Source organism: Acinetobacter sp. YH12128 (genome assembly GCF_013418655.1).
Lineage (GTDB): Bacteria > Pseudomonadota > Gammaproteobacteria > Pseudomonadales > Moraxellaceae > Acinetobacter > Acinetobacter amyesii.
In genome coordinates this window covers 34,279-47,735 of record NZ_VPBO01000019.1, presented here as the reverse complement: position 1 = coordinate 47,735, position 13,457 = coordinate 34,279, and the positions used below count along the sequence as shown (strand labels likewise).

The 13,457-nt window shown below is 40.3% G+C and carries 15 protein-coding genes, 1 pseudogene and 1 riboswitch; of the genes and pseudogenes, 10 read left to right on the top strand and 6 right to left on the bottom strand.

The window, feature by feature from the left end; all coding sequences use genetic code 11:
* Window positions 1-65 precede the first annotated feature (65 nt).
* Window positions 66-680: a GDYXXLXY domain-containing protein gene (locus tag FTU64_RS11260; RefSeq protein ID WP_257220650.1), complete on the bottom strand. Its 615-nt coding sequence runs from the start codon at window positions 678-680 to the stop codon at window positions 66-68.
* Window positions 677-2,518, bottom strand: a complete 1,842-nt coding sequence (locus FTU64_RS11255; RefSeq protein ID WP_180059756.1) for a DUF2157 domain-containing protein — start codon at window positions 2,516-2,518, stop codon at window positions 677-679. The genes FTU64_RS11260 and FTU64_RS11255 overlap by 4 nt, the downstream gene beginning before the upstream one ends.
* Window positions 2,519-2,689: 171 nt before the next feature.
* Window positions 2,690-2,843, top strand: a riboswitch (FMN riboswitch).
* A 103-nt stretch (window positions 2,844-2,946) separates the two neighbouring features.
* Between FTU64_RS11255 and ribB the strand changes: the two genes are divergently transcribed.
* Window positions 2,947-3,606, top strand: coding sequence for a 3,4-dihydroxy-2-butanone-4-phosphate synthase (ribB, locus tag FTU64_RS11250; RefSeq protein WP_168378108.1), 660 nt, complete (start codon window positions 2,947-2,949; stop codon window positions 3,604-3,606).
* Between the two features lie 88 nt (window positions 3,607-3,694).
* Here the strand turns inward: ribB and FTU64_RS11245 are convergent.
* Together FTU64_RS11245 and FTU64_RS11240 are read right to left on the bottom strand one after the other, a co-directional pair.
* Window positions 3,695-4,305: pseudogene (locus FTU64_RS11245) on the bottom strand (LysE family translocator).
* Window positions 4,306-4,368: 63 nt separating this feature from the next.
* Window positions 4,369-4,857: a DUF1289 domain-containing protein gene (locus tag FTU64_RS11240; RefSeq protein ID WP_168378110.1), complete on the bottom strand. Its 489-nt coding sequence runs from the start codon at window positions 4,855-4,857 to the stop codon at window positions 4,369-4,371.
* Between the two features lie 188 nt (window positions 4,858-5,045).
* Between FTU64_RS11240 and FTU64_RS11235 the strand changes: the two genes are divergently transcribed.
* From FTU64_RS11235 to FTU64_RS11215, 5 genes are all read left to right on the top strand, one after another.
* Entirely contained in the window at window positions 5,046-5,978 is a 933-nt protein-coding gene (locus FTU64_RS11235; RefSeq protein ID WP_111885306.1) for a rhodanese-related sulfurtransferase, read from the top strand.
* Window positions 5,979-6,172: 194 nt separating this feature from the next.
* A complete protein-coding gene (locus FTU64_RS11230) occupies window positions 6,173-6,469 on the top strand; it encodes a hypothetical protein (protein WP_078192186.1) in 297 nt (98 codons plus the stop codon).
* A gap of 389 nt (window positions 6,470-6,858) precedes the next feature.
* Window positions 6,859-7,470, top strand: a complete 612-nt coding sequence (locus tag FTU64_RS11225) for a DedA family protein (RefSeq protein ID WP_168378111.1) — start codon at window positions 6,859-6,861, stop codon at window positions 7,468-7,470.
* Window positions 7,471-7,490: 20 nt separating this feature from the next.
* Complete coding sequence (locus FTU64_RS11220; protein ID WP_078192189.1) at window positions 7,491-7,901, top strand: ABZJ_00895 family protein; 411 nt, start codon at window positions 7,491-7,493, stop codon at window positions 7,899-7,901.
* A gap of 123 nt (window positions 7,902-8,024) precedes the next feature.
* Complete coding sequence (locus FTU64_RS11215) at window positions 8,025-8,441, top strand: ABZJ_00895 family protein (protein WP_180055764.1); 417 nt, start codon at window positions 8,025-8,027, stop codon at window positions 8,439-8,441.
* 80 nt (window positions 8,442-8,521) lie between these two features.
* Here FTU64_RS11215 and FTU64_RS11210 read toward each other — a convergent pair whose 3' ends face one another.
* Entirely contained in the window at window positions 8,522-9,046 is a 525-nt protein-coding gene (locus FTU64_RS11210; protein ID WP_078191372.1) for a YecA family protein, read from the bottom strand.
* A 67-nt stretch (window positions 9,047-9,113) separates the two neighbouring features.
* The gene (locus tag FTU64_RS11205) at window positions 9,114-9,323 is read right to left on the bottom strand and encodes a PA3496 family putative envelope integrity protein (protein ID WP_078191373.1); all 210 of its coding nucleotides are present in this window, start codon (window positions 9,321-9,323) and stop codon (window positions 9,114-9,116) included.
* A gap of 399 nt (window positions 9,324-9,722) precedes the next feature.
* On the opposite strand from FTU64_RS11205, the gene rpoD reads away from it, so the two are divergent.
* From rpoD to FTU64_RS11185, 4 genes are all read left to right on the top strand, one after another.
* Window positions 9,723-11,612 carry an RNA polymerase sigma factor RpoD gene (rpoD, locus tag FTU64_RS11200; RefSeq protein ID WP_078192191.1) on the top strand — a complete coding sequence of 630 codons (1,890 nt, stop codon included), beginning with the start codon at window positions 9,723-9,725 and terminating at the stop codon, window positions 11,610-11,612.
* A 127-nt stretch (window positions 11,613-11,739) separates the two neighbouring features.
* Window positions 11,740-12,027, top strand: coding sequence for a YbeD family protein (locus FTU64_RS11195; protein ID WP_078191448.1), 288 nt, complete (start codon window positions 11,740-11,742; stop codon window positions 12,025-12,027).
* Window positions 12,028-12,184: 157 nt separating this feature from the next.
* Complete coding sequence (gene lipB, locus FTU64_RS11190; RefSeq protein WP_180170291.1) at window positions 12,185-12,844, top strand: lipoyl(octanoyl) transferase LipB; 660 nt, start codon at window positions 12,185-12,187, stop codon at window positions 12,842-12,844.
* Window positions 12,845-12,920: 76 nt separating this feature from the next.
* The gene (locus FTU64_RS11185) at window positions 12,921-13,454 is read left to right on the top strand and encodes a hypothetical protein (protein WP_180055766.1); all 534 of its coding nucleotides are present in this window, start codon (window positions 12,921-12,923) and stop codon (window positions 13,452-13,454) included.
* The last annotated feature ends 3 nt before the right edge of the window (window positions 13,455-13,457 follow it).

Here is a 13,457-nt window from a genome sequence, read left to right as displayed (position 1 = left end):
TTCAAAGATTCTAAATGCCCGCAAATTTGCGGGCTTTTTTATGCGATCAATCACATAATCCGCTTTTATTCACTTCGTGGCCCCTTCCACCAAACTTTCTTCTGCTCACACAGAAGTGACTGCAGGTTTTCACCCACTAGACCCACCAATAAGGGCTGACCATTTTCCTGTACTTTCAGCTCTGCAAATTGCGCATCGCGATAGCACGGTTCCAAGCCTTCGGCAAACAAAAAGCTGCTTGCAGCGGGATATAAACCCTCAAATCTATTGTCAGGATTTTTGAGCACCAGTTTTGTAGATGAGCTTGGATACTGCACTAATAACTTTGGATTGAAACTGGTTCGAATCACTCTACGCTGTGCATCAAGCTGCACATAACTCACAATACTTTTTTGATCTACAAAATAGTCACGGTGTACATTTTCTTCTTTGTTCGCTTTGGCAGCCTGCCCATTAGCAGATTGCTCTTCAGAAGGCTGACCACCAAAATAGAGCTGATAATTCAAGGCCATATAATCTCCTTGAATCAAAGAGCGAGGATCGACCGGTTGCAGCTTTACATAAATACTCTGACTGTTTGCCAGATGCCATTCATGCCGTGCAATCATCAGTACAAATAAAAGAATACTGAGTACAGCCAAACCAATAGGAAGCATTTTTTTATTGAGTATGTTCATCATGCTCCTTCCCCTTGTTTATGCTGTATCGCAGTTAACATTTTGGTGATGCCAAGCAGCAAAAGACCAGAGATCAAAATCGTTAAACTTTTCAGTAAAAAGCTCAACCCTAAATTGTAATACAGCATCCATAAGCTAAAAATGATCAACACGATGCAAAGGGCTTTAACCAAAGATTGCTGATAGACCTGCGCCCATGCCAATAAAACCAATAACAAGAAAATTTCAAAATAGCCCATCGCAATCAGCACAAGGCCCAATAGCAGTAACAGCCATTTTTCGCGCCCCGTCTGTTTTTGCTGATTTGCGATGTAAAGGCCAAGCCAAACCACAGGCAGTAGATAAACGATAAACAGGTCAAGAACACCATGTTGGGTCTGTTCAAAATGTAGAACGTTATTTGACAAGGTCTGCAACACCACACCCGCCAATACGATGCATAACATCCACAACACAACACTTTTTCGATACATCGAGTGCAACCAAGCTGTTGCACTCCCGAGCAAGAAAATCAGTAGAATATAATTCAATCCAATCACAGCTAAGATGACATGTTCATCGCTCATAAAAAGATCGGCATCAAATAGTGTGGCCACTGCAAGGCCATATCCTGCAATGAGTTGAATAAAAACAATAAACCAATGCATTCGACTAAACAAACAGAGCAAGATAACGCCAATTTGTAATACTAAAATAAACCCAATGCTATCGGTCAAGCTCTCTGTATGTATGAAGACCGCAGATTGGCCACATACCCATAAGCAGTAAGCAAATTGGCGACTAAAGATACTTTTAGCTCGTCGAATCAACCACCAAGCCACAGCCACAAAAACTAAGCCCATGACGATTGAAAACGCCTTCCAATAGGTCAGCAATAAGCTCGATAAAATAATGCCTGCGAACCATGCCCCAATCGCTAAAGGAATAACCGCAAATTTAGTCTGTGGCAGAAATTTCATCAGTGCCCAACTGATCACCGCAAACCAAGCAAATATCAGCAAGGCAAAAACCAACAATCCTGCACTCGAGTCAGATAAAATATGTTCTGCCCATTGGAAAATCAAAATACTGAAACTCGCGGCGAGACCTGCAGCTTGTAAACTGGTTTCTAATGCACGATGTTGTCGATAAAAATAGATAATCAGATAAATTGGAAGCAACAATGCAAAAATTAAATATTGCCATTGATACTGCTCTGCCCCATTTCCACAGTATAAAAACATGCAATACATCGACATTAGTGTAATAAATGCAATAAATACTAAGCGCAGTGCAGCATAATATTTCAAACAATAGGTCACACAAATTGCCGTCAATACATTCATACAGAGTAAATACCCCCAAGAATGATCAACGATTAAATAGCTTTGTTTAAAATATAAAAATAATGCCAATTGACTGATCAAACACAGTAACACAAAGACTCCGATATTCGGTCGATATAACCAAGGTAAAAGCAGCAAAGCCCAGACTAAAAATAACAGATAACTGTCTGCACCTGTTTGATAGACCTGTCCAATCACAGCCAAACTCAATCCGAGCAACAAAGCACTTAAAGCATCTAAACTTTGCTGAATCCAAGCATGCCTTGCAAAATATACACTCGTCACAGCACTCAGTAGCAACAGCAACATTGGAATTGCCAATTGAATGAATTTTGGCAACATCAACCAGTTTGCCGCGATCAAATACACGAAACTGGCAGCTATCAGTGCAACACCAATCACTTGCAGATACCGAATAACCTGTACATCTTGAAACAGATCTGTTGAAAACTCTTGATCTAACTGTGAACGATGCAGCTTTATATTCTGCTGCTGAGAATGCTGAGGAACGGTCATTTTTTATCATTATGCAATCATGGTTGATTTATCGGCACGATAGCATGCTTTGACACACTTTATATAAATGCTTACAAATCCAATCTTATAACTTTACTTATCTAAAATTTTGCAAATGATTCTAAGCAATAATCCCCCCATCATCACTCAAACAGGTCTATACTAAAGACACATCGCTTCAGGGCGGGGTGAAATTCCCCACCGGTGGTAAATTTGCTGGGTTGAAAGCCCTGAAAAAAGCCCACGAGCCAATCGTTTAAACGCGATTCGCAGATCAGGTGCAATACCTGAGCCGACGGTATAGTCCGGATGAAAGAAGACGACGTCACATCTCTATATCATTGATCATTTTCAATATATATCGTAACGCCACTATTTCACATGTCCTGAAATGTTCAACCGTATCTAAAATTTACGCGAGCGTTTCAATGTCTAGTTTAATTCAACCCGAAATTTTCTTTTCTGCCCTTCCACCTGCAGAACAGCGCATGCTGCAAGCCTTAGAAGACATTCGTCAAGGTAAACCAGTTTTAGTCATGGACGATTTTGACCGTGAAAATGAAGCCGACCTGATTGTTGCTGCAGAAACACTGACTGTAGAAACCATGGCACGTATGATTCGTGACGGTTCAGGGATTGTCTGCCTGTGTTTAACCGATGCTCAAGCCAATCATTTAGAACTTCCACCCATGGTGTCTGATAACTCTAGCCATTTTAAAACTGCCTTTACCGTAACCATTGAAGCTGCGGAAGGTGTTACTACTGGAGTTTCAGCAAAAGACCGAACAACTACAGTCAAAGCCGCAATTAAAGATGGTGCTGTTGCGGGTGACTTAAACCGTCCGGGTCATGTTTTTCCTTTACGGGCGCGTGAAGGCGGCGTATTGACCCGTCGTGGACATACTGAAGGCACCATTGATTTGGCCCGTCTAGCCGGTTTAAAACCTGCAGGTGTTTTGTGTGAATTAACCAACCCAGACGGTACGATGGCGAATGGCGTACAAGTTTTAGCGTATGCACAAACGCATCATTTGACTGTACTCACCATTGAAGAAATTGTGCAATATCGCTTACAGCACAATCTCTAGTGCGAATAAATTAAAGCTCTACACGTTCATAAAAAAAGGCTGATTGAATCAGCCTTTTTATTTTTTACTAGACGTTTCAAGTTAAGAATTAAGCCGTGAATGTGCTATAGATGCCATAGATGGCAACCACCACTAAAATCACCCCGCACAGTGCCAACAATTTTTTATACCAACGTGATTTCGACAAGCGATGAAAAGACAAATACACCAAAGACAAGGTCGCGAAATCTAAAACGATCCAACTCAGGGTCAACACAATTAAACTCAGATTAAGATGAGGAGTAATTCCTACAAACTGCGGAAAAAATGACGCGAAGAAAATAATATCCTTAGGATTTGAAATCCCCACAATTAGTCCTTGCTTACCCCCCCTTGTGCTGCTTTTAACTGCAGAGATTGTGCAGTGGGCTGTATAGCTACTTCTTTTAAAATATCAAATCCAATATAAGCAATATATAAACAACCCAGTATTTTGATGCCATCGAGCCAATGAGCATTCACATTTAAAATGCCTTTTAAAATACACACTGACAGCACAATCAAAATCAGTGACGCAAAATTTGTCCCGACAATGGTTTGAAATGCCTTTTTATATCCGCCTTGTAAACCTGAACTTGCGACCAACAGCATGACAGGTCCAGGTGTTGCAATCATTACGATGACGGCCACACAATATAAAAAGTACTCCGAATAATTCACGCTGAGATTCCTTCACTTATTTTTTTTACATCACGATAAATTTCATAAATAAAAAAAGAGGACTTAGTCCTCTTCATCCATGTTTTGCAATAAATGCAAGCGAATGGCATCTGCTCTTAAAAATGCCAAATCATAGCTGGCTGTGGCGAGTGCTAAAACACGACGCTCAAATTCATCCCACAACGGTCGCACCTGTTTGTAATGTATCCCGAGTCCACTTTCATCTGTGAAATGACGGTTTTTTTCGCAGAGCTTGAGTGCGTGATACAGTTTACGGCCTTTGCTTGCATCTGGACGTAAGCGAACTCGCTTAGACAAGACAAAGCCTTCGACATGGATGATATCTGCTTGCGGCAACATCGGTATTAAAATTTGATCTAATTGTGCATCTAAACGACACCAAATGGCCGTGTGTTGCTCTGCTGTATAGGTATTCCATTTTATGACTTCATGGTTAAAGCGGCGGCAACCACGACAGACTGAATCACCAAATACCGTAGAACAACGCCCTGCACATGGGGTTAACGAGGCAATTCGACGATCAGTACTCAAAACCGGCTCCATTCAAGCAATATTTATGGGATAAAAACAACTCGGCATGACTATACACGCTAAAACTACTGAAATGAAGCTATGATCAAATGTGTGGTTAAAAGCCATCGCTTTACTCGCTTATTCATCCAAATCACGGTAGAATGTGCGCCTTAATTTTTATCCTGTTTATTCATTTGGAGTACTCCATGAACGCTACTGTAGAACAGCTTGCACCTGTAGAACAGCAAGCGACCTCTGGTTGGGTTGTTGCCGCACTTTATCAATTCAAAGAAGTTCAAGATCCTGCCGATCTTCAACAACGTCTTTTAGACTTGGTAAAAACCATCAACCTTTGCGGTACTCTAATTGTGGCAGGTGAAGGTATTAACGGTACTGTTGCCGGTGACCGTAAATCTGTAGATATCATCCATCAATTCCTTCTCAATGAAGGCTTTAATGCGATGGAATACAAAGAATCACATAGTACGGATAAACCATTCCGTAAAATGAAGATCAAACTGAAAAAAGAAATCGTGACTTTAGGTGTGGAAGTGAAACCACGTGATTTAGTCGGTCACTATCTTGATCCTAAAGAATGGAATGAACTAATTACACGTGATGACGTAATCCTAATTGATACACGTAACGACTATGAGTACAAAGCAGGTACATTTAAGGGTGCGATTGACCCGAAAACTGAGACTTTCCGTGAATTCCCTGAATACGTGAAAAAAGAGCTTGAGCAGCATAAAGATAAGAAAATTGCCATGTTCTGTACAGGCGGTATTCGCTGTGAAAAATCAACCTCACTTTTACTTCAAGAAGGCTTTAATGAGGTTTATCACCTTAAAGGCGGTATCTTAAAATATTTAGAAGAAACCCCTGTTGAAGAAAGCATGTGGGAAGGTGAATGTTTCGTATTTGACGGTCGTACTGCTGTCACTCACGGTATGGAAGAAGGCGAAAATATCAAATGTCACGCATGCGGTTGGCCACTGGCTCCTGCTGAAGTTGAACTTCCGAGCTACGAACATGGCGTATCATGCAAATACTGTATCGACAAAACCACGGAACAACAAAAAGCTGGCTTCCGTATGCGTCAATCACAAATTGTGGCAGCAAAACGTAAGCGTCTCTAAGGAAAATTTGTTGTAACGATATATAAATAAAAGCCCTATTTTTAGGGCTTTTTTTACGCATTCTCAACAGTGACTTAATTTTTTTGACAAAATAACTATATCTGGTTATTTACGAGAATCAGTTCGCGCATTTATGCTTATTCTGATCAATTGATCCGAGAAAATCATTATAGATAATTGAAAAGGAAAGCATTATGCCAAAATTAATCAACTCTCCAATTGCAACCTCAAGGCGCCTTGCTTTACCCGCTCCCCGTGTAAAAGAAAGTGTAGGAGAATTAAAACACCTCCTTAACCAACAGTCGCATATTTTGATAGTCAGTATTGCTACATGCATTGGTGCAATTTTTGCCTTATTTATTGCTTATACATTGCACTTACAACCCACTATGCTCAACATTCTTGGACTTTGTGTGATTCCATTTGCTTTATCTCTGAGCTTACGCCAAGTCTATATTCACACACTGTTAAATATGGAACATGATGATTAATTTATGCACCTTGCAACGCTACTTATTGCAACTTTGTCCTACGCTGTTCAGTACATAAAACGATTTTTAAGGCTGCTAAAGCGCCAAAAATCAAAAATAAAATCCAAACTGAACAGCGTACACTCAATACTATAAAAACTATGATCCAAGCCTTTCAATTCTTCAATCTTATATCATTCAGCATTGCTTAATGCCATCACGCATTAATACATTTTCCTTCTAATTAAGCCTACATGTTCCTTCTAATTAAGCCTACATGCTACTTAATACAAGATGAACTCAATATTTATTGTTTTTGCTTAGGTGATTTCAGGAATATCTAAAACTGAACTTTACCCACTGCGCTTTTCAACATAGGATAAATACACCTTTTCTCTGCCTTGGCTACCATGACTTTAACTGAATGGATCATTTCAATCATGGAACAATTGGGTTATCTCGGTATTGCCCTACTCATGTTCCTTGACAATGTCTTCCCCCCAATCCCCTCAGAAATCATTATGCCCTCGGCTGGCTATTCTGCCTCCCAAGGTCAACTACTGCTCATTGGTGTCATTATTTCAGGTTGTGTCGGCTCTTTACTGGCGGCTGCATTGCTATATTGGATTGGTTATAAATTTAAGCATGAATCCATCTTTCACTTCGTCGATCGCTATGGAAAGTATTTATTTATCAAATCGGCAGATGTAAAAAAATCTCTAGCATGGTTTGAGCAATACGGTCACCGCATTGTATTTTTTGGCCGGATGATTCCAGCTGTGCGTTCTCTCATTAGTATTCCTGCGGGAATGAGCCGCATGCCATTTTGGAAGTTCATGTTTTATAGTGGTTTAGGCACGATTATTTGGACCACTTTTTTAGCTTGTATGGGTTTTTATTTAGGTGAAAATCAGCAGTTAATGCAGCAAATATTTAGTAAAGTTGGCCATGTGATTATTCTGATCACAGTCATCATTATTAGTTGGATTTTGTACCGTCGACATAAACGTCGACCTCGTTAATTTTTTGTTTTGGGGCTTAAATGAAACACTATCTCCTACACTTTGCTGCTGTTTATAGCATCGCCTTGGTGCTTTTGATTACCGTATTAATTTTTGGATTAAATCTTGGTGGTATTACATTAATTCCTACATTGGTGGCATGTGCATTAATCAGCGTTGGGCATTTTGTAAAGAAAGAACAACGTGTGCCTAGCAACCATGAAAAGATCCAACTGGTTTGGGGCTCCAGTGCCGTTGCAATCATCATTGGTAGCTTTTTTGTGCTGTTCTTGGTGCTGATGAATCCCAATGCCGAAAGCATTATGAAGTCTGTGGATAATGCAGGCATTGGGCTAACTGCTGTAGTTATGCTCTGCATGGTCGCCATTCATGGCACGATATTTCATATTGCCTACGGTTGGTATGCAGACTACTGCGCTAAAAAATTATAAATTTTTTTAACTTATTCCGTTAGAATTTGAATCAATACCCTTCACTGAAACTTAAAATTCAGTGAAGAAACTTCGGGCAAGCTATACTCGCTCTTTATAAAACGAAAACATGAACATTAAATAATGAAAAAATACATCATCACATTTAGCATTGCTTATGCCCTCGCCATGGTTGCTGTCGCAGCCATCGAATCTTTCTTTGATTTACCCGGTGGTTCATCTATTACCTGTCTCATCGTGGGCGGTCTTGCTGCAGCATCTAGCTTTGTTAAAGACCATCAGCGAGTGCCAAATAAGTTAGAAAAGCGAACTTTGATTTGGAGCTGTATTTTAGCTTCGGTACTGATTAGTGTCGTCGCGACCGTCATTTGTCTCTTAATCTTCCCAGAAACCCAAGCCTTTATTCAAATGGTGCTAACGCAATTACCCGCTTGGGTCTGGCTGCTTGCTATCAGCTTTACGCTACTTATCCATTATCTCGTGTTGGCTTTATCTTTTGGATGGATGGCGAAAAGCTTCTTAAAAGCCCAACGCAGTTAAGCATTAAGATTGATTTTGAATTAAAAAAGTACAGCGCTAAAAAAAGCACCCCAAGGTGCTTTTTTTAAATTTCGTCGAAATTAATTTGGTGTGTGATACATCAAATATAATTCGTTCAAATTGGTTGGGATTTCTTCTGCAAGTTCATCCATCAACTGACCATTGCGACGGAAAGATTCCATTTGTGGATCTTCTTCATCAATGCCGCTGAACACCATGATTGGCAAAGTTAAATCAACCAATTGTTCTTCAAACTCGTCGGTGAACCATGCATCTTCGTTTAGGAACATGGCATCAACGAAGCCAACACTCCAGTCACCAAGACTTGATTCAACATCGGCTTCTTCAATTTCAAATGGAAATTCAATACCATCTTCATTGGCAAGATTCTGACGAATCGATTCGAGCCATGCTTTTACTTGCGCAATAATTTCAGCAGGTACTTTTTTCTGATTGTTATCAAAAAGTTCGTCTAGCCATTTATCAAAAGCTGGGCCTACTGCAATTGCACACAAAAAACCATGAGTCGCTGCAAAATCTAGACCATGCTCGTTGTCATCGCCGTCTAGATAGTCACTCAAAAGGTCTAAATCTAAAGCACTCATTTCAAATCCAGAGTTAGAAACTTAATGCGTAAGCATAGCATTTTCAAGCGCTATGCTAAATCGCTATTTAGTCTTCTTCGTCATCAAAATCATCGTCATCGTCGATGTCGTAATCAAAATCTTTAAGCTCACGTTCAAGACGGCGCTGAGCCAGAAGGTCATCAATAAGTCGGCGCTTTTCTAACGATTCTTTCGCGCTAGTTTTTGCACTGGCCTCATCGAAATTCACATCATCATCACCGTAGTTATCATCTAGTTCAAAATCTGTAGAAGACACCAAAACTACCTCATAATGAAAAAAATTGAAGGGGTCTAGCCGCTATTTATATGGGATATAAAATATTGTCAAGTTTTATTTGTTTTTTTAACAACTAAACTTTAAAAATAGGGCTTTTTTTCTTACCAAAACCTGTGGCATGATATAATCCACCCTGCGTCCTTCATTTTTATGACAGTCAAAGATGACTCGTAAAATAATCGATGCATGGGATGAACTTGAAAACAACAATTTCAGCCCCACCTAAATTACTGAATTTAAATTTTTAATATCTCATTGGACAGCTTGATGCTGTAACGTCCTAATGGGATAAGCCAGCTATTCACAAGATTTAATGAGACGATCGTGCTAAAATGCACGGTTTTTTACTGCCACAGATTCAACGAAGAGTAAGCAAAGATGAGCGATATGACTTCCCCTACTTCTCAAGTAGCGGCTCTGATTAGCCGAGGCAAAGAGCAAGGTTACCTAACTTTCGCCGAGGTTAACGATCATCTCCCGGACTCAATCACTGAAAGTGAACAGATTGAAGACATCATTCAGATGTTGAATGACGTGGGTATTCCGGTACATGATCGTGCACCAGAAACTGACGATACAATGTTTGAAGGTGGCAGCGAAGCGACTGACGAAGTTGCTGAAGAAGAAGCCGCTGCTGTACTTGCATCTGTTGAAAATGAACCCGGTCGTACCACTGACCCTGTGCGTATGTATATGCGCGAAATGGGTACAGTTGAGCTTTTGACACGTGAAGGCGAAATTAGCATTGCAAAACGCATCGAAGAAGGTATTCGTGACGTTTTACATTCTATTGCTTATTGGCCAAATGCAGTCGAAGTGGTACTGCAAGAATATAAAGATTATGAAGCGGGTGAACGCCGTTTAGCGGATATTCTTTCTGGTTATTTAGATCCAGAATCTGACGAAGCCATCCCAGAAGTGATCGATGAAGATGATTCTGAGATCGATGAAGATGAAGCGTCAACCAACAAGCCAACTAAAGATGTCAAACTTGATGATGACGATGAAGAAGAAGAGTCTGAAGGTGATGATGATTCTGAAGGCGAATCTGGTCCAGATCCTGAAATTGCTAAAGCACGTTTCACTGAGCTTGAACAAGCATGGTTAGTCACTAAAGCTGCAATTGAAAAACATGGGCGTAACAGTAAAGAAGCTGCTGCTGCACTTGAAGCACTTGCAACTGTGTTCATGATGTTCAAATTCACGCCACGTTTATTCGACATCATCTCTGATTTGATTCGTAATACCCATGACCAAATCCGTACTTCTGAACGTGAAGTTATGCGCTATGCAGTACGTCGTGGTCGTATGGACCGTACTCAATTCCGTACGTCTTTCCCAGGTCAAGAATCTAACTTTGCTTGGTTAGATGAACAAATTGCTAAAGCACCTGCAGAAATGAAAGGCTATCTTGAAAAAGTCCGCCCTGACGTTCTGGCATTCCAACAAAAAATCGCTGACATCGAGAAAGAACTTGGTTTAGATGTTAAAGGCATCAAAGACATTTCTAAACGTATGTCGATTGGTGAAGCGAAAGCTCGCCGTGCGAAAAAGGAAATGGTTGAAGCTAACTTACGTTTGGTAATTTCGATTGCGAAAAAATACACCAACCGTGGTTTGCAATTCCTCGACTTGATCCAAGAAGGTAACATTGGCTTGATGAAAGCGGTGGATAAATTCGAGTATCGTCGTGGTTATAAATTCTCTACTTATGCAACTTGGTGGATTCGTCAGGCGATTACGCGTTCGATTGCCGACCAAGCACGTACGATTCGTATTCCAGTACACATGATCGAAACCATTAACAAGATCAACCGTGTATCTCGCCAACTTCTTCAAGAAATGGGTCGTGAACCTACACCAGAAGAATTAGGTGAACGTCTAGAAATGGACGAAGTGAAAGTTCGTAAAGTGCTTAAAATCGCGAAAGAACCAATTTCAATGGAAACACCAATTGGTGATGATGAAGATTCGCATCTTGGTGACTTCATTGAAGACGGTAATATCACCTCTCCTATTGACGCTGCAACGTCAGAAGGCTTAAAAGAAGCAACACGTGAAGTTCTTGAAAACTTGACTGAACGTGAAGCGAAAGTCTTGAAAATGCGTTTCGGTATCGATATGCCAACCGACCATACCTTGGAAGAAGTGGGTAAACAGTTTGACGTAACACGTGAACGTATTCGTCAGATTGAAGCGAAAGCATTGCGTAAATTACGTCATCCTTCACGCTCAGAACATCTGCGTTCATTCCTTGAGAATGATTAACCTATAACTAGGACAATGCAGGCTTGAATATGGGGTTTTCCGCCCCATATTATGAGCATGTAGCAAATAATTCCAAATACCTGCTCATTGCAGGTATTTTTAAATAATGAGGTGTCCCATGACTGATATGACTAATCGCGCTCCTTCACGTGAATTGCAAGAGCATCTTTGGGTCTTCCCTATGGACTACCCTATTAAATTGATTGGTAATGCAGGTGAAGAACTTCGCCTTGCAGTGAATGAAATTTTTGTTAAACATTTTCCTGATTTTGATGGCAGTAAAATGACTGTGACTCCATCTCGTACAGGTAAATATCATTCAATTACTGCTCAATTACGTTTCGAAGAGTTAGAACAAGTACATGCGGTCTATGCGGATTTAGCAGCTTGTAAACACATTCGTACCGCGCTGTAATTCTGTTGATTTAAATAAAAAAGCACGCTTTCGAGCGTGTTTTTTATGTCTAAGTATAATAGTAATACCCTCAAGTAATTCAGTATTTAACCCCCCTTTTGTACGTCTAATTCATTATAATCCATACATGACTTTGATAGAAAAGGACACGAAATACGTGACTGAAACTGTTCAAAAACCCGAATTAATCATTCGTCAATATAACCACCTGACCCCTTATGCAGACCGCTTTTTAGAGATGAAAACACTCACTGAACAGCGCGATGAAAACACGCCTGATGAACTGTGGATATTACAGCATCCCGACGTATTAACTCAGGGGCAAGCTGGTAAACCTGAACATATTTTGGTGCAAAGTAACATCCCTGTGGTACAAACAGACCGCGGTGGACAAGTCACTTGGCATGGGCCGGGTCAATTGGTGGCTTATTTCATGTTTGACCTAAACCGTTTGGGCTGGAATGTTCGTACATTGGTCTCGTATGCCGAAACCATCATGATCGATTTGCTGAACAAATATGGTATTCAAGCTTATGCCAAGCCTGATGCGCCGGGTGTTTATGTCAATGAACGAAAAATTGGTTCATTGGGCTTTAAAATTCGTAAAGGTCGTTCATATCATGGTTTAGCACTGAATATTGATTGCGATTTATTTGGTTTTCATACCATCAATCCATGTGGCTATGCAGGATTGGAAATGGTACGCATACAAGATTTAGTACAGGACTACCCTAAATTTGAAAACTTATGCGTCGATATCATTGATACTTTGAAAAACAGTGGTTACTTTAAAGACGTAACAGTCAAACAACTATAAAAGACTTTGCTTTCTCAAATAAAATAATTTAGAGTAAAAGCTCTAAATTTAATAATTATAGATAAGGGATGTACACGTGATTGCAACTAAATCCGTTAAACCCGCGCTCCAGCAGGCCTATGTCAAACTCATGATGGATGTGATTGGCAGAGGTCTGGTCATGGCGAGCCAGGTCGATGAAGAAATTAAACAAGAAGTTGCTAAATTTCCAGTTAATTTTATTTTATCTATGAACGTTTTTCCTAATGGTGCTGCATTTGTCGCGCAAGTCACGGAAGACCACCAACTCAAACTCCTCACACCCGGCACTCAAAAGCCGGACTTAACCATTACGTTTAAGCATTTGAGTCATGCCTTTTTGGTCTTCTCATTTCAAGAAAGTACCGCACAAGCCTTTGCCAATGACCGCATGATCGCCGATGGTGATTTGTCTTATGCGATCCGACTGGTGCGTTGTCTCAACAAAATGGAAGCATTAATTTTACCTAAATTGGTGGCTGAATTGGCTGTCAAAGAATATCCAACACATTTAAGCCTAAAAGAAAAACTGAGCGGTGCTGCAAATATTTATTTAAAAGTAGCCCAGTCTTATTTAAAACGGAGCACATAACAC